Raw genomic sequence first — 15,394 nt, 5'->3', positions numbered from 1 at the left:
GGGACGCCGTGGCGGAGACGTGCGAGTGGAGGCGCCACCATCTCCCGCTCGGCGCGGAGTCGGGCGGCGGGCGGGACGCAGTGGCGGAGAACACCTGTGCCGGCGGGCTACGGTGGCAACCTCGCCGGATATCGGACAGGTGCTGCCCTCGAGTACACGGCGGGCCTTTCGACTTTGCTGCCAGTCCCGTCGATGCTGAACCAGCTGCGCACCGCTACGGCGGTCGCGCATTCGAAGCCGGCAGCCGTCACTTACTCGGTGTCGTCACTGGTTCGCTCGAGGAAAGGTCCGCAATCGGCGACGAGGGCGGTGGTGTTGTCGGTACCGCCGCTGCGAAGGGCGTTGTCCACCAGAGTTTCCGCGACGTGGGCAGGTGATTCCCCTTCGGCGAGCATCGCTTTGATCGCGGCCATGTCGAGGCGCTTGTGCACACCATCGGTGCTCAGCAGCAGCCTGCCGGTACTGGAGCCGGTGCTCGCGTGACCGATGTCGGCGGGCCGGACGGTGCGGACCGAGGTGAGGACCACGTGATCCAGTCGCGGTGCCGGACCGTAACCGCGGGTGCGCCAGAATTCGCCGACGGTGTGATCGGTGGTGATCTGGTGCAGCACCCGCCCGTTCCAGCGATAGGCGCGGCAGTCGCCGACCCAGGCGACTTCGCACGGCCCGTCCGGTTGTCCCGGAGACGGCAGCACGGCGATGACGAGCACACTGTCGGCTTCGTTTTGTGGGAACTGCCGCAGTAATTCGCGTTGGGCCGCAAGGATTCCGGCGAACGCGCCGGTACGGGCGCCGACGTGCGCGGCGACGTCCGCCGCAGTGCGTGCCGCCCGAGCGGCGGGCAAATGATCACCGACACCGTCGGCGACCACGAACGCTGTCTTCCCGGTGACCGGATCGATCACGGCGGCCGCGTCGTCGGCGTTGAGGGTGCGGGAACCGCGCCTGCTCAACGACTCCCATGCGGTACCGCTGAGGCGCACGACTTCGGGATCGGGGCCGTCCGTGACAGGTGCCGAGCACATGCCTGACCTCCTCGGACTGCACCCTTGCCGCGTGCCGCTCGGCACTCTTCCAGTAAAGCGCGCTAATCCGTGCAGTCGGCAACGGTTTGCCGTGCAGTTCCTGTGAAGCCCATTACAGTTTGGTCTCTGGGCGCGACGTCGACAACGGCACGGCGAGTTGGGCTTTGACCCTTTCGTAGGTCGGCAGCGTCTCGTAGCGATGCACCGACTTGTCCCTGACGAACAGCTCATTCGAGATCCGGCGGTAGTCGGCGAGGTCCTCGGTGATCATGACCACGACGTAATCCCACTGTCCCACAACGGAATAGCACTGCTGCACGGCCGGTTCGGCGAGCATGCGCTCGCAGAACGCGAGGTAGTGGTCGGCGTCGTCTTCGGCCAGTTCGACGAGCACGACGGTGGTCAAACCCATGCCCACGGTGCGCGGATCGATCACGGCGACCTGCGCGGTGATCACCCCGCCGGTGCGCAGCCGGGTGAGCCTGCGCTGGACGGCGCTGGGGGAGAGGCCGACTCGTTCACCGAGCTCGTGCAGCGGCCGCGTCGCATCGACCTGCACCAGCTCGAGCAGTAGGTGATCGATATCGTCCAACGGCAGCGCACTCACGCAATAAATTTGCGTGAGAGTGGGAAAATTGTCAATCGCGTCCGGCGGCGTTCCTTCTAGGGTTCAGCTCATGGAAGATCTGGTCGATATCGACGTGCTGCGGCAGCGGGTGGGCATCAAATGGGCGCGCGCCGGAGCGGATGTGCTGCCCGCGTGGATCGCGGACATGGACTTCGCGGTGCCGGATCCGGTGCGTGCGGCGCTGCGGCAGGCGGTGGACGGCGACCTCGGTTATCCCGCGTGGGATGAGCGTCCCGATCGAAATCCGTTGCAGGAAGCGTTCGCTGATCGCATGCGTGAGCAGTACGACTTCCGGATCGACCCGGACGACGTGTACGTCTTCACCGAGCTCATCCAGGTGCTGCAGATCGTGCTGCAACTCATGACCCGGCCGGGCGACGCGATCGCCGTGCACACCCCCGCGTATCCGCCGTTCCTGCAAACCATCGAGCTCATGGGACGACGCCTGGTACCTATCCCGATGGTCGAGCAGGCCGACGGCTGGACCTTCGATATCGACCGGATGGCCGAGGAGACCCGCAGCAACAACTGCCGCGCCTTGATTCTGGTGAACCCGAACAACCCGACGGGGCACGTGTTCGATCGCGGCGAACTCACGGCCATCGCGGAGATCACCGCCCGCAACGACGTTTTGGTGATCGCCGACGAGATCCACTCCGAGCTCGTACACGAGCGGCACAGGCACACCCCGTTCGCCTCGCTCGGACCGGAAATCGCCGCACGCACAGTCACTCTCAACTCCGCGAGCAAAGCCTTCAATCTGGCCGGACTGCGGTGCTGCGTCGCCCACGTCGGCGACAGCCGGGTCCGCGCCGCCTTGGACGCGCAACCACCGCAGCTGTACGGACAGGTGAGCGCGCTCAGCGTGCTGGCGACCTGCACCGCGTGGCGCGAGGGTGCCGCATGGCTGGCCGCGACGCGAGAACTGCTGACCGCCAACCGCGACCTCGTCGCCGAGACGCTGCGACCCGAGATCCGTTTCCACCGCCCCGACGCGGGCTACCTGGCCTGGCTCGACTGTCGCGCGCTCGAACTCGACCGAGACCCCGCGGACTTCTTCCTCGAGCACGCGAAGGTAAAACTCCTGTCCGGCCCGGACTTCGGCCCCGGCGGTGCGGGATTCGCGCGCCTGAACTTCGCGACCTACCGCCCGGTCCTCGCGGATATGCTCGGCCGCATGAACGACGCGGTGCACAAGCACCTCAATCGCTGACGGAAACCGCACGGGCACAAAGTAATCAACGGATAGGTTGAATAAGTGAGCGTGTGGACCGCACTGGTGTCCTTCGCCGTCGTCGCGGGGTTCCTGACCCTGGTCCCCGGCCTGGACACCGCCCTCGTCCTGCGCTCCGCGATCGTCCGCGGCACACGCACCGCGTTCGCGACCGCACTGGGGGTAGGCAGTGGACTGCTGGTGTGGGGCATCGCGACGACGTGCGGGCTGTCGGTGTTGCTGACCACCTCGCAATGGGCGTACACGGTGCTGCGCATCGCCGGTGCGATCTATCTGATCTGGCTCGGCCTCACCAGCCTGGTCGCGCTGCTGCGCTCCGGCGACCTCGGTGCCGGCCAGGTCGACGACCGCGCCGTCGCGAGCGACAGCGTGCTGCGAGCCTGGGCGCGCGGTGCGACGTCGAACCTGCTCAACCCCAAGGTGGGCGTGTTCTACATCGCGATGCTGCCGCAGTTCATCCCACCGCACGCGCCGCATCTGCTGATGGGCACGGCACTCACCCTGATCCACTTCGTCGAGGGAGTGCTGTGGTCCACGGTGCTGATCTGCGGCGTCCGGTTCACCAAGTCGTGGTTCGATCGGCCCTCGGTCAAGCGCGGGATGGAGGGCCTCACCGGCTCGGTGCTGGTCGTCCTCGGACTGAAGCTGGCGCTCGACACGCCTTGATCCGTTACCGCCGTGCGACTTACGGCGTTGCGATCACCGTGATGCTGAACCCTGCGGCCGGGCCGATCGGCACCGTACGCTGTGTCGCCCGGCCCAGCGCGGGTACGCCGCGGTGGGAGGGATGGGAAACCGGAGTCCGGGCAGGTGGTAGGAAAGGGTACGTGTCCACAACTGTCGAAGGATCGGTCCCCAACAGCAGCTCTCGCGCGGTCGATGAGGTGGTAGACCTGGTCAGCGCGCTGATCCGGTTCGATACCTCGAACACCGGCGACCTGGCCACCACCAAGGGCGAGCGCGAATGCGCGGAATGGGTGGCCGAGCAACTGCACCAGGCCGGGTATACGACCGAGTATGTGGAGTCGGGCGCGCCCGGGCGCGGGAATGTGTTCGCACGGCTGCCCGGCGCGGACTCCAGCCGCGGTGCGCTGATGATGCACGGGCACCTGGACGTGGTGCCCGCCGAGGCGGCCGACTGGAGCGTGCACCCGTTCTCCGGTGCGGTGCGCGACGGCTACGTGTGGGGCCGCGGTGCGATCGACATGAAGGACATGGTCGGGATGATGCTGGCGATCGCCCGCCAGTTCAAGCTCGACGGCACGGTGCCGCCGCGCGATATCGTGTTCGCCTTCCTGGCCGACGAGGAGAACGGCGGCAAGTGGGGCTCGCAGTGGTTGGTGGACAACCGGCCCGACCTGTTCGAGGGGATCACCGAGGCCGTCGGGGAGGTCGGCGGGTTCTCGCTGACGGTGCCGCGCCCGGACGGCACCGAACGCAGGCTGTATCTGGTGGAGACGGCGGAGAAGGGGCTTGGCTGGATGCGGTTGCGCGCCAAGGCCCGTGCGGGACACGGCTCGTTCCTGCACGAGGACAACGCGGTCACCATCCTGGCCGACGCGGTCGCGCGGTTGGGCAAACACACGTTCCCCGTGGTGATGTCGGATTCGGTGAGCGAGTTCCTGGCCGCCGTCGCCGAGGAGACCGGACTGCAGTTCGATCCGGACAGCCCCGACATCGAGGGACAGCTGGCGAAACTGGGCACCATCTCCCGCATTATCGGTGCGACGCTGCGTGATACGGCGAACCCGACCATGTTGCAGGCCGGGTACAAGGCCAACGTGATCCCGCAGACCGCGGAGGCCGTCGTCGACTGCCGGGTGGTGCCCGGCCGGCAGGCGGCGTTCGAACGGGAGGTGGACGAGCTGATCGGCCCGGACGTCGAACGGGAGTGGATCACCAAACTCGACTCCTACGAAACAACTTTCGATGGTCACCTGGTGGACGCGATGAACGACGCGATCCTCGCCCACGACCCGCAGGGCCGTACCGTGCCCTACATGCTCTCGGGTGGCACCGACGCGAAGGCGTTCGCCCGCTTGGGCATTCGTTGCTTCGGCTTCGCGCCGCTGCAGCTGCCGCCGGAACTGGACTTCACCGCGCTGTTCCACGGCGTCGACGAACGAGTTCCGGTGGAGGCGCTCGAATTCGGCACCCGGGTGCTGGAACACTTTTTGCTGAACAGCTGACGAAAGGACAACCCGTGCCCGATTACTCCTACAATCCCTACGACGCGCTGCCGCAGCTGCCGTCGTTCACGCTGACCTCCGACGACGTCACCGACGGTCAGCCACTCGGCAACGATCAGGTCAGCGGCGTCTTCGGCGCGGGCGGCAAGGACATCTCGCCGCAGCTGTCCTGGTCCGGATTCCCCGAGGAGACAAAGAGTTTCGCGGTCACCGTGTACGATCCGGACGCGCCGACCGCGGCGGGGTTCTGGCACTGGGCGGTGGCCGACATCCCGGTCGGCGCGACCTCGCTGCCGACCGGCGCGGGCAGCGGCGAGGAGGGCGGTGCGCTGCCGACCGGGGCGATCACCCTGCGCAACGACGGCGGGTTCGCCGGATTCGTCGGCGCGGGACCGCCGCCCGGGCACGGCTACCACCGCTACTTCATCGTGGTGCACGCGGTGGACGTGGAGAGCCTCGGCATCGACGAGTCGGCCACGCCCGCTTACCTCGGATTCAACCTCTTCTCGCACGCTATCGCGCGTGCCACGATCGTGGGTACCTACGAGCAGAAGTAATCGCTGGACGACTGTGGCCCTGAGCGAAATGCCCAGGGCCACAGTCGTTATCAGGGACTGAGTTGTCTACTTGACGTTGACGACCTTGTCCGAGGGCTCCTTCGCGTAGAGCGCCTCGATCTCGGCCGCGTACTTGGTGGCGATCGGGGAGCGCTTGAGCGACATCTTCGGGGTCAGCTCGTCGCCGCCCGGCTCCCAAATCCCGCCGATGATCGTGAACCGCTTGATCTGCTCCACCCGGGAGAGCTTCACGTTGCCCGCCTGCACCGCGGCCAGCACCTCGTCGACGATCTCCTTGCGGGTCGCCAGCGTCGCCACATCGGCGTCGGTGGCGTCGAATTCCTTGGCGCGCAAGGCCGCGACGTCCGGGTCGAGCACGATCAGCGCGGCGATGTACGGCTTGGCGTCACCGAGCGCGACGACCTGGCCGACCAGCGAGGACACCGCCTTCACCGCGTTCTCGACATTGCTCGGCGCGATGTTCTTGCCCGCCTCGTTGATGATCAGTTCTTTCTTGCGATCCACGATGCGCAGGTAGCCGTCGGGGTCGAGGGTGCCGACGTCGCCGGTGTGCAGCCAGCCGTCGTCGTCGATCGCCTCCGCCGTCTGCTCCGGCATGTTGCGGTAGCCGCGGGTCACGATGGGCCCGCGCACCAGCACCTCACCGTCGGTGTCCAGTCGCAGCTCCAAGCCGTCGACCGGGCGGCCGACCGAGCCGGGGCGCGGCTTGTCCTTCTCGGTGAAGGTGCCGACGCCGGTGGTCTCCGACATGCCCCACACCTCGCTCATCGGGAAGCCGAGGCCGATGAAGTACTCGAGCGTCTCCGGCGGGATCGGCGCGGCGCCGGAGGCGGGCACGCTCAGTGCGTCCAAACCCATGGCGTGCCGCAGCTTCGACAGCACCAGCGCCTCGGCTACTTTGTGCTGCACGGCCAAGACGGGGCCACGGCTGCGACCGGCGAGATCCGCTCGGGCCGCGGCCTTTCCGGTCTCGATGGCCCAGTTGGCGAGCGCCTTCTTCACCCCGCTCGGTTCGGCGGCGAGCTTGCCCTCGATACCGACCTTGATCTTCTGCCACACCCGCGGCACACCGAAGAAGGTGGTCGGGCGGGCGTCGGGCAGGGCCGCGGCGACCTCGCGCGGGTCCGGCACGGTGGTCACCTGGACACCGGTGATCAGGTTGATGGCGTGGCAGGAGATGCGGTCGGCGACGTGCGCGGCGGGCAGATACGACACCGAACGGTCATCCAGGCCGACCGGCAGCGGGCCGTTGACCAGGGCGATGATCTGCGCGATGACGTTGCGGTGGGAGACCTCGACGCCCTTGGACGGGCCGGTGGTGCCCGAGGTGTAGATCAGGGTGGCCAGATCATCCGGTTTGACCGCCCGCCAGGCCGCGTCGAAATCGAAGTCGGCGGCGGGATTCGCCTCGACCTCGGCGAGCGTGATGGTGTCGGCCGCCGGGCCGTCGACCAGGATGATGTGCGCGAGTTCGACGCCCGCACCGGTGACCTTGTCCAGGAAAACTTGTTCGGTCACGACCACTTTGTTCGCCGCATTGGTGAACAAATGGGTGATCTGCTCGGACGAACTCGTGTTGTAGATCGAGAACGGGGTGGCGCCCAGGTGCAGCGCCGCGGTGTCGACCAGATTGAATTCGGGCCGGTTGGTCAGCATGATCCCGACGGTGTCGCCGGGCCCGACACCGAGTCCGGCCAGGCCCGCCGCGATGGATTGCACCCGTTCGCCGTACTCACGCCAGGTGATCTGCTGTGTTCCGCCGACCGTCCGCAACGCCACCTGCTCGGGTCGCAGCGTCCGGGTCTCCTGGAACGCCTCCGGAACCGTGTAGACCGTTTTGCCCGATTTGTGCGCATAGCCGATGTCTGTCTTCATATCCCTGTTCCCGATATTCATGCCATGAATCGCGCCTCGCGGCGTCCACACGCGGGCGATTCGAGACCCGATCCTGACACAATGAAATGACGCCTCAGTCAGTTTCTCACGGGTCGGCGCACCAGGAGTGGCGCGGCTCACTTATCGTAGCCAGATCGCAGGCTTGCTGACGGTGCTTACGTGCGAAGTAGTCGTCGAAGATGAAGTCACGCGGGGCGGTGGCGCGGGCTTTACGACCCGCAAGATTCCGCGTACGGCAACCATTCTGGAATGCAGTGGAGGCATCTTCGAGACCCACTCTCCATAGCCTTGAAGCCGGTCGTCATCCCCTGCCGTGCACGATAGGAGGTTTAGGGAGGCGGCGGACCGTCAACTATCGATGGACATCGGCAATTGACCATTGAGAACGGCAAGTGCCACACTGAAATTGGCGATTCGATCGCCCCGCCAGGTACGCGGGAGGGCCTGGTGACGAGCGTGATTCTTCGAACACAGCACCTTCGGCCGAGATTCGACGCACCCCGGAAGCGGTCGTCACGTCCCGGCGCGGTCTCCTCCACCTCCAGGAGCGAGGCCGTTCGGCACCACGCGGACTGTCGCGCGCCGACCAACGGGGGACCACCGTGCAGCACCCCAGTTTCCGACTGCACACCGGATGCACGACAGGAGGACGTCGTGACCATTGACGTGACGGCCTGGTCGATGACCAGTGACAGGACACCCGAATCCGCCCATCGGGCAGCGGATTCGAGCATGGAGGTGTGGCAGCTCAGCTGGCTGCCGGACCGGCAATTGACCCGTGACCAGGCACGAGCGGGCATGGAACTCGACGAACTGCTCGGCGACCCGAAGGCGGTGGACGATCCGGCGGCGATGGTTCGGATGACCAACTACGCCAGCGCACTGGGCGTCACACTGACCGAGGCGATAGTGCTGCTGGCTCGGCGGATGGCGGCGCGGTTGGCGCCGCCTGCGGAACCGGCGCCGGGCGAGCGGTCGGCGCGAGCGCATCAGCACGGGCATGCCATCGATCCGCCGTTCGTTCGCGGCTAGCAGGCGGCGAGCTCAGGCGTTGGCCGCGTACTCCGCGCCGATCGCGTCCGCGATGTTCTGATACCCGTTGTCGCGCAAGCGTTGTGCGAGTCCGCGGTGAATTTTGCGCGTCCAGAACGGACCACCGTAGATGAACCCGGTGTAGCCCTGCAGAAGTGTGGCGCCCGCGCGGATGCGTTCCCACGCCTGATCGGCGGTTTCGATCCCGCCGACGGAGATGAGCACGAGCCGGTCGCCGACGCGGCGGTAGAGACGGCGCAGCACGTCGAGCGAGCGGTCGGCGACGGGAGCGCCGGACAGTCCGCCCGCGCCCATGGCGGCGACCTCGTCGGCGGGCGTGCGCAGGCCATCGCGGCGGATGGTGGTGTTGGTGGCGACGATGCCGGCCAGGCCGAGTTCCACGGCCAGGTCGGCGACGGCGTCGATGTCCTCGTCGGACAGGTCGGGGGCGATCTTCACCAGGACCGGCACCTGGACGCTGTCGAGCACGGCCTGCAGCAGCGGGCGCAGCGACTCCACTGCCTGCAGGTCGCGCAGTCCAGGAGTGTTGGGGGAGCTGACATTGACGACGACGAAGTCTGCGAGCGGGCCGAGCAGTGCCGCGCTGACCGCGTAATCGTCTGCGGCGTCGGCGGGTTCGACGATTTTGGTCTTGCCGATGTTCGCGCCGATGGGTACGTCACCGCGGCGGCGGCGCAGGTGCTCGGCGGCGGCCGCGGCACCGAAGTTGTTGAAGCCCATACGGTTGATCAGCGCGTGGTCGGCGGGCAGCCGGAACAGTCGAGGCGCGGGATTGCCGGGCTGCGCCTGGGCGGTGACGGTGCCGATCTCGGCGAAGCCGAAACCCAATGGCGCCCAAGCGTCTACACCGTCGGCGTTCTTGTCGAAACCGGCGGCCAGGCCGACCGGTGCCGCAAAGTCGACGCCGAACGCGGTGTTGCGCAGGATCGGATCGTGGGTGGCGAAGACGGTGGTCATCAGCCAGCGCGTGGGCGCGAAGCGCCCGGCCAGGCGTAAGACGCCGAAGGCCAAGTGGTGGATGCGTTCCGGCGGAACCAGGAACATCAGGCGTAATAGCAGGGCGTACATCAGCTCACATTCCCGGTTCCGGCAGGGGTAGTGCGGTTTTTCGGCGGCGCAGCAGCACCCGGCGGCTACCGTCGGTATAGGCCCGCACGCGGGACAGTTCCCAGCCGCCGAACTCGGCCTGGATGGCCAGCCGCATGGACGCGGTCACCCTGGTCACCTCGGGTGGCAGCCGCAGCGGCACGTATTCGTAGTCGTCGCTGGTGGTTTCCCAGCCTGCGGGCAGTGCGCTGCGCCGCGCTCGCTGCTCGCGTGGTGAAGCTGGTTCGTCGTCTGCGCGCGTTGCCCGAGTCATCATTGGCCTTTCTTCCGATCGTCCGCGCGAATCCGCTGCAGACCGCCGTCGGCCGCGGACCCTACGAACATGTCACCGGTGCGCTGATCGATGGTCACCGAATTCGGTTGCCGCACCGTGGGGTAGCGGCCGACCTCGGTCGGAATACCTGTCGACAGATCGAATCCGACGACTTCGTTGCTCTGCGTGCACGTCACCCACACGGTGTCGGACCGCTGATCGTAGGCAAGCGCGTAAGGCGAAGAGTTTACCGGGAACCGCTGGCGCAGGAGGAGAGGTCCGGCGCTGAAGACCAATAGTTCGCCGCCGTCGGTGTCGGTGACGATGATCCTGCCGAACCGGTCGGCGATCATGGTGGTGGCGCCGTCGCCTGCGCGCAGAGCCAAGCCGAGGTTCTTTTTGCCCAGTTCTATCTCGGTGACCGAGGTCTGGCGGCGGTCCAGCACGGCCACGTGGTCCTCGGTGACGGCGAGCGCGTCGGCGGAGGCCAGGCCGTCGACGGTCCGAACGAGCTTGCCTTCGGGATCGAGGGTGCGGACCTTGCCGTCCGCGGTGCCGACGAGCAGGGTGCCGTCGTCGCGGCGCTGGACCGATCTGGCGTCGCCGTCCACGGGGAGCTCGGTGCGGGTGGCTGTGGCCACGTCGACGCGGATGATCCGATCGGGCGCGGGGATCAGTAGTTCGCCTGGCTTGCCCTGGGCGAGGCTCGCGCCGTGCGCGGGCAGTGACACTGCGCGCGGTGTGCCGTTGGGCGTCGCGGGGTCGAAGAGGAGGAGCGTGCTATTTGTTTCGCCGGCCTCCAGCGCGGCGACCTGACCGGTGCTCGCCTCGGCGAGTAGCGCGCCGACGGGGTTGGGGAGTCCGACCACTTCACCGGCCGGACGAGCTGTCCCGGCGGGTGAGACCGCAGCAACGGCTGGATCCCGGGTGGGGAGGTTGTCACTATTCGAGCCGGAGGAGCAGCCGGCCAGCAGCGCGAGTGTCGCCACGCCGACGAACGCGGTGGTGACGCGGAAGACTCCCGGGCGTGTCGCCGATCGAACGCCGCGGTTACGGTCCTGGAGCGTAATCACAGAGGTGTCCGCGAACGCCGCCAATCCAACCCAGCCGCGAGGGCGCATCCACCGAACTCCTTCTACCGACGATTCATCGCAACTCCACCATCTGACCATGATGGCGCACCATCGCGGCGTACCGGGGTGGCGGCTGGGGGAGAATGTCGGTGATGCGGGTTACGGTTGAGCTGAAACAGTGTCCAAATCAGGGAGATCCGGTTGATAGCCGACCACACGTCTGGATTTGCCATCGATGACGTAACCGTTGGTCCGTTCGCGCACGGGTTCGGGACTACCGGCGACGGTAGGCCGTACGCGTTCCGCACGGTCCGGTCCACGTTGACGCTGGAGATCTACCGGGCCGACCTCGTCAGCGCGGTGCCCGGCCCGGAGGACGTCGTCGCGGTCGCCGAGGCCCGGGTCACCGATATCGACCTCGACGACGAACGCAGTGTCGTCGCGCTGGTCCGCGACATGATCCCCGACGCGGTGCCCGTGGACGCGGCCCCGGACCGCGAAGTCACCACCGTGCGGGCGTTGCTGGGACGCATCAGTTCCGTAATTGATGGTATGTAGATGGTGATGCCATACACATATCTCGCCCGCACCGCGCTGACCGCGACCGGCCTCCTCCTGGTGGCCGCCGCCGCGGCATGCAGCACCGGACCGGACGAGGCGGCCGTCGACGCCGCGCGTTCGTCGGCCAACGCGTCGCTGTCCGCGTCCATCACCACCTCCTCCATCGCCGCGCACCCGCCGCTGCCGACGGCCACTCAGCTGGACGCGCAGATCAAACGCGCGCTCGATCCCGGACTGCCGGACAGCGAACGCACCGACCTCATCGAGGACGGTGACGCGTTCAAGACCGCGATCCCCGACATGTACAAGGCGCTGCAGGACAACCCGCGGGCCGTCTACGGCGTCACCGATCCGGTGTTCGACAACCACGACGGCACGCTCACCGCGACCATGCGCCTGGACAAGGACGGCAGCGGGACCGCGGTGCGCACCACAGTGGTGCATTTCGTGCTGCTCGACGGCAAGTGGAAGATCTCGCGAACCGACCTGTGCGGGATTCTGCGTTCCGCGGACTATCGCACGCCGGCCTGCGGCTGACTGTGTCGGATTTGCGGACTTCGCGCACTCGCGGCTCGCAGAACGATTCGATGCTGCACTCCGGGCTGCTGGGCTGGGGTCGGTTCGTTTATCGCCACCGGTTTCTCGTGCTCGGTTTGTTCGCTCTGGCGGTGCTGGCATCCGGGTGGTTCGGGCGCGACCTCACGGACCGGTTGACGCAGGAGGGCTGGTTCGACGAGTCGAGCGAGTCGGTGGCGGCCTCCAAGATCGCCGACGCGACGTTCGGGCGCGACACCGACAGTGACCTCATCCTGCTGTACACCGCGCCGGCGGGGACCACCGTCGACGATCCGGCCGTGCGGTCTGCGGTGACCGGTGCGCTGAGCGGGTTGCTGACGCGGTTTCCCGACAACATCTTGAAGATCGACAGCTATTGGGACAGTCCGTTCGCGGCCAACGCCACCGATGCCACGCGCACACACGCGTTCGCCAGCGTCGGGCTGCGCGGCGAGGGCACGGCCACCGTCGAGAACTACACCGCGATCAAGGACCACCTGGGTGCGGGGGAGGCGGGTGGCGGACCCGGCGGCACCACGGTGCAGCTGGCCGGTTTGCAGCCGGTGCTGGCGGGGCTGAACACCGGTATGCAGAACGACATCCACCGGGCGGAGATCATCGCGCTGCCGTTGGTGGCGATTCTGCTGTACTTCGTGTTCGGCGGGGTGATCGGCGCGTTGCTGCCGGTGTTGATCGGCGGCATGACGATCATGGGCACGGCGGGCATCATGCGGACGCTCACCGGGGTCATCGATGTGAACGTATTCGCCAGCACCGTCATGACTTTGGTGAGTCTCGGGTTGGCGATCGACTACGGGTTGTTCACCGTGACGCGGTTCCGGGAGGAACTTGCCGCGGGTCGCAGTGTGGAAGACGCCACCGCGCGCACCGTCGCGACGGCGGGGCGCACGGTGCTGTTCTCCGCGGCGATCATCGCGGTGAGTCTCGGTGCGCTGTTCATCTTTCCGAACGGGGTGCTGCGTTCGGTGCCCTACGGCGGCATCAGCTCGGTGCTGCTGGCCGCGCTGCTCTCGGTGACCGCGCTGCCCGCGGCGCTGAGCATCGCGGGGCGGCGGATCGATCTGCTGGGCTGGAAACGGTTCTCCCGCAGCAAGACCGAGGCGCAGATCGACGCGGGATTCTTCTCGCGGCTCGCGCAGTGGTCGATGCGGCGGCCGTGGGCGGTGGCAGTACCGATCGTGCTCGCGCTGCTCGCGCTGAGTATTCCGTTCCGCAACATCGAGTTCGGTGGGATCAGTGAGAAATATCTCGGTGCCGAGAATCCGGCCAGGGTGGCGCAGGAGCGGTTCGACGAGCTGTTTCCGAGTTTTCGCACCGAACCGCTGAAACTCGTTGTCCTGGGGGCTGATTCGCAGCAGCTCAGTGATATTCGGTTCCAGGCGAGTCAGATTCCCGGGCTCACCGGGCGGTTCGAGCCATCGGTGGCGACCAAAGATGGCATCAACGTGCTGCAGGCGGGGTTGGCGGACAAGCAGGATTCCGATCGGGTGATCTCGGCGTTGCGGGCGATTCCGGAACCGCCCGGCGTGGACGTCATGGTGGCCGGGGTGCCCGCGTTGGAACGCGACAGTATCAACGGGCTGCTGGAGGGGTTACCGCTGCTGGCGGCGATTCTGGCGATGGCGGCGCTGACGCTGATGTACGTGGCGTTTCGGTCGATTGTGCTGGCGGTCAAGGCTGTTGCGATGAGTGCGTTGAGTCTGGTGTCGACGCTGGGGGTGCTCACCTGGGTGTTCGTCGAGGGGCACGGGGCGGAGTTCTTCCATTTCACGCCGGGGCCGTTGATGTTCGCGGTACTCGCGTTGATCGTGACCGTGGTGTTCGGGTTGTCCACCGACTATGAGGTTTTCCTGCTGTCGCGGGTGGCGGAGGCAAGGGCCGGCGGTGCCGAACCCGCCGAGGCGATTCGCTATGGCATTGCCCACACCGGCGGGGTGATCACTTCCGCCGCAGCCATTCTCATCGTTGTCACCGGTGCGTTCGGGTTCTCCGATCTGGTGTTGATGAAGTACATCGCCTACGGGATGATCGCTGCCCTGATTTTGGATGCCACGGTCATCCGGATGTTGCTGACTCCTGCGGTTTTGAAGCTGATCTGGCGCTGAGGGGTCGAGTTATGTCCGGGCTCAAGGGTGCCAACCAGGTCGCGTTCTTCCTGTTGGAGTTGGGAGTTGTTGCCGCAGCGGCAGTGTGGGGCTTCACTATGCCCGGCAGCGTGCTGGTCCGTGTAGTCACCGGTCTGATGGCCCCGACCCTGTTCATCCTCATGTGGGCGCTGTTCGGCGCGGGCACGAACCCCCGCTTCCCGCTCACCGGGCGGTGGCGCCTTGCCCTCGAACTGATTTGGTTCGGGGGTGGTGCACTGGCCTGGGCGAGCGCGACGACACCGCTCGTCGGGATGATCTTCTTCGGTCTCTGGGCAATCAACGCCTGGTTGCGAGTTCGCTTGCAGGGCAGTTTGATACGCAGCAGCTGAGCCATTCCCCACTGCCCGGCCGGTGCCCGACTCAGGAACGAACCTGAGCGTCGAGTGGCACATCGAGGCGGATGCCGAATAGACCTGTCACCATGTCCCGCTCGATGCTCGGGTTGGTTGCGTGTGGGACATGGGACGGTGAAAGTCGAGTAGGCCCGCCACGATGTCCCGCTCAACGTTCGGGATGGGTGCGTGTGGGACGTGGGGGCGGCAACGCCGAGTAGACCGGCCGGTCATGTCCCGTACGACGCTCGGGTGGGGTGCGTGGGGATATGGGGGCGGTACGCGTCGAGTGGACCCGCCACGATGTCCCGCTCGATGCTCGGGTGGTTGTGAGTGGGACATGGAGGCGGCAGATGTCGAGTGGACCCGCCGCTATGTTCCGCGCGACGCTCGGGTTGGGTGCGTGTGGGACATGGTGGCGGCGTTGGTGCCGCGTCGGGAAGCGTGCGTCTGCCGGGCGGCCGGCAGGTAATCGGGGCGGCTGATCGCAGGTCGATCCGTTGCTCTCCCGCCCCGGCAGGGTGGGGGACGCGTCAGGCCGAGCGTGCGGGCGTCGAGCCGATCGCGGAGTTGCGTGCTGTGGCGCTACGGCCGGATCTCTAGCGCCTCGGCCGCTACGACGAGCGTCGGGTGCGATAACGGCTGCTCGGGCGCGGCCGGGCCGGTCTGGCGTGGCTGGGTGGTTATGGCGGGCGAAGTGGGCGAGGCCGCGTGGCCGGATGGGTGAGTGGCGGGCAGGACG

Annotated in this window: 15 protein-coding genes; 9 read left to right on the top strand and 6 right to left on the bottom strand. The window is 67.0% G+C overall.

Going from position 1 to position 15,394, the window contains the following annotated elements; all coding sequences use genetic code 11:
• Nucleotides 1–251: 251 nt before the first annotated feature.
• Nucleotides 252–1,025 (bottom strand): PP2C family protein-serine/threonine phosphatase, encoded by a 774-nt coding sequence (locus tag NN4_RS01470; RefSeq protein WP_147128087.1) that lies wholly within the window; start codon nucleotides 1,023–1,025, stop codon nucleotides 252–254.
• Nucleotides 1,026–1,137: 112 nt separating this feature from the next.
• Nucleotides 1,138–1,632, bottom strand: coding sequence for an Lrp/AsnC family transcriptional regulator (locus NN4_RS01465; protein WP_246180640.1), 495 nt, complete (start codon nucleotides 1,630–1,632; stop codon nucleotides 1,138–1,140).
• A 70-nt stretch (nucleotides 1,633–1,702) separates the two neighbouring features.
• Here NN4_RS01465 and NN4_RS01460 point away from each other — a divergent pair, with 70 nt between their 5' ends.
• The 4 genes from NN4_RS01460 (at nucleotide 1,703) to NN4_RS01445 (ending at nucleotide 5,633) form a co-directional block, all read left to right on the top strand.
• The gene (locus NN4_RS01460; RefSeq protein WP_147128086.1) at nucleotides 1,703–2,866 is read left to right on the top strand and encodes a MalY/PatB family protein; all 1,164 of its coding nucleotides are present in this window, start codon (nucleotides 1,703–1,705) and stop codon (nucleotides 2,864–2,866) included.
• Nucleotides 2,867–2,911: 45 nt separating this feature from the next.
• Nucleotides 2,912–3,553 carry a LysE family translocator gene (locus tag NN4_RS01455; protein ID WP_147128085.1) on the top strand — a complete coding sequence of 214 codons (642 nt, stop codon included), beginning with the start codon at nucleotides 2,912–2,914 and terminating at the stop codon, nucleotides 3,551–3,553.
• A gap of 161 nt (nucleotides 3,554–3,714) precedes the next feature.
• On the top strand, nucleotides 3,715–5,076 hold the full coding sequence (locus NN4_RS01450) for a M20/M25/M40 family metallo-hydrolase (protein WP_147128084.1): 1,362 nt from the start codon (nucleotides 3,715–3,717) through the stop codon (nucleotides 5,074–5,076).
• Between the two features lie 14 nt (nucleotides 5,077–5,090).
• Nucleotides 5,091–5,633, top strand: a complete 543-nt coding sequence (locus NN4_RS01445) for a YbhB/YbcL family Raf kinase inhibitor-like protein (RefSeq protein WP_147128083.1) — start codon at nucleotides 5,091–5,093, stop codon at nucleotides 5,631–5,633.
• Nucleotides 5,634–5,699: 66 nt separating this feature from the next.
• Here NN4_RS01445 and NN4_RS01440 read toward each other — a convergent pair whose 3' ends face one another.
• Nucleotides 5,700–7,529 carry an AMP-dependent synthetase/ligase gene (locus tag NN4_RS01440; RefSeq protein WP_147128082.1) on the bottom strand — a complete coding sequence of 610 codons (1,830 nt, stop codon included), beginning with the start codon at nucleotides 7,527–7,529 and terminating at the stop codon, nucleotides 5,700–5,702.
• 675 nt (nucleotides 7,530–8,204) lie between these two features.
• On the opposite strand from NN4_RS01440, the gene NN4_RS01435 reads away from it, so the two are divergent.
• Complete coding sequence (locus tag NN4_RS01435; RefSeq protein WP_147128081.1) at nucleotides 8,205–8,582, top strand: hypothetical protein; 378 nt, start codon at nucleotides 8,205–8,207, stop codon at nucleotides 8,580–8,582.
• 12 nt (nucleotides 8,583–8,594) lie between these two features.
• Here the strand turns inward: NN4_RS01435 and NN4_RS01430 are convergent, their stop codons facing one another.
• Genes NN4_RS01430 through NN4_RS01420 form a run of 3 tightly spaced genes read right to left on the bottom strand, consistent with a single transcriptional unit; the run spans nucleotide 8,595 to nucleotide 11,033 of the window.
• A complete protein-coding gene (locus tag NN4_RS01430; protein ID WP_147128080.1) occupies nucleotides 8,595–9,671 on the bottom strand; it encodes a quinone-dependent dihydroorotate dehydrogenase in 1,077 nt (358 codons plus the stop codon).
• A gap of 4 nt (nucleotides 9,672–9,675) precedes the next feature.
• Nucleotides 9,676–9,963 carry a DUF5703 family protein gene (locus NN4_RS01425; protein ID WP_147128079.1) on the bottom strand — a complete coding sequence of 96 codons (288 nt, stop codon included), beginning with the start codon at nucleotides 9,961–9,963 and terminating at the stop codon, nucleotides 9,676–9,678.
• Complete coding sequence (locus NN4_RS01420) at nucleotides 9,963–11,033, bottom strand: YncE family protein (protein ID WP_371865611.1); 1,071 nt, start codon at nucleotides 11,031–11,033, stop codon at nucleotides 9,963–9,965. The genes NN4_RS01425 and NN4_RS01420 overlap by 1 nt, the downstream gene beginning before the upstream one ends.
• Nucleotides 11,034–11,237: 204 nt before the next feature.
• On the opposite strand from NN4_RS01420, the gene NN4_RS01415 reads away from it, so the two are divergent.
• The 4 genes from NN4_RS01415 to NN4_RS01400 are packed head-to-tail and all read left to right on the top strand — an operon-like array spanning nucleotide 11,238 to nucleotide 14,649.
• Complete coding sequence (locus tag NN4_RS01415) at nucleotides 11,238–11,594, top strand: hypothetical protein (protein ID WP_147128078.1); 357 nt, start codon at nucleotides 11,238–11,240, stop codon at nucleotides 11,592–11,594.
• Nucleotides 11,595–12,134, top strand: a complete 540-nt coding sequence (locus NN4_RS01410) for a WKL family lipoprotein (protein WP_107656768.1) — start codon at nucleotides 11,595–11,597, stop codon at nucleotides 12,132–12,134.
• A gap of 50 nt (nucleotides 12,135–12,184) precedes the next feature.
• Entirely contained in the window at nucleotides 12,185–14,278 is a 2,094-nt protein-coding gene (locus NN4_RS01405; RefSeq protein ID WP_147128077.1) for an MMPL family transporter, read from the top strand.
• An 11-nt stretch (nucleotides 14,279–14,289) separates the two neighbouring features.
• Complete coding sequence (locus NN4_RS01400) at nucleotides 14,290–14,649, top strand: YrdB family protein (RefSeq protein ID WP_147128076.1); 360 nt, start codon at nucleotides 14,290–14,292, stop codon at nucleotides 14,647–14,649.
• Nucleotides 14,650–15,394 lie beyond the last annotated feature (745 nt).

Origin of the sequence: Nocardia ninae NBRC 108245, from assembly GCF_007990755.1 — a bacterium.
Taxonomy (GTDB): domain Bacteria; phylum Actinomycetota; class Actinomycetes; order Mycobacteriales; family Mycobacteriaceae; genus Nocardia; species Nocardia ninae.
This window is presented reverse-complemented; position numbering and strand designations above follow the sequence as displayed.

Excerpts from the sequence above, each read along its gene's own strand:
- NN4_RS01470 (WP_147128087.1), bottom strand. The coding sequence starts at position 1,025 with ATGTGCTCGGCACCTGTCACGGACGGCCCCGATCCCGAAGTCGTGCGC.
- NN4_RS01460 (WP_147128086.1), top strand. The coding sequence starts at position 1,703 with ATGGAAGATCTGGTCGATATCGACGTGCTGCGGCAGCGGGTGGGCATC.
- NN4_RS01440 (WP_147128082.1), bottom strand. The coding sequence starts at position 7,529 with ATGAAGACAGACATCGGCTATGCGCACAAATCGGGCAAAACGGTCTAC.
- NN4_RS01430 (WP_147128080.1), bottom strand. The coding sequence starts at position 9,671 with ATGTACGCCCTGCTATTACGCCTGATGTTCCTGGTTCCGCCGGAACGC.
- NN4_RS01425 (WP_147128079.1), bottom strand. The coding sequence starts at position 9,963 with ATGACTCGGGCAACGCGCGCAGACGACGAACCAGCTTCACCACGCGAG.
- NN4_RS01410 (WP_107656768.1), top strand. The coding sequence starts at position 11,595 with ATGGTGATGCCATACACATATCTCGCCCGCACCGCGCTGACCGCGACC.
- NN4_RS01405 (WP_147128077.1), top strand. The coding sequence starts at position 12,185 with ATGCTGCACTCCGGGCTGCTGGGCTGGGGTCGGTTCGTTTATCGCCAC.
- NN4_RS01400 (WP_147128076.1), top strand. The coding sequence starts at position 14,290 with ATGTCCGGGCTCAAGGGTGCCAACCAGGTCGCGTTCTTCCTGTTGGAG.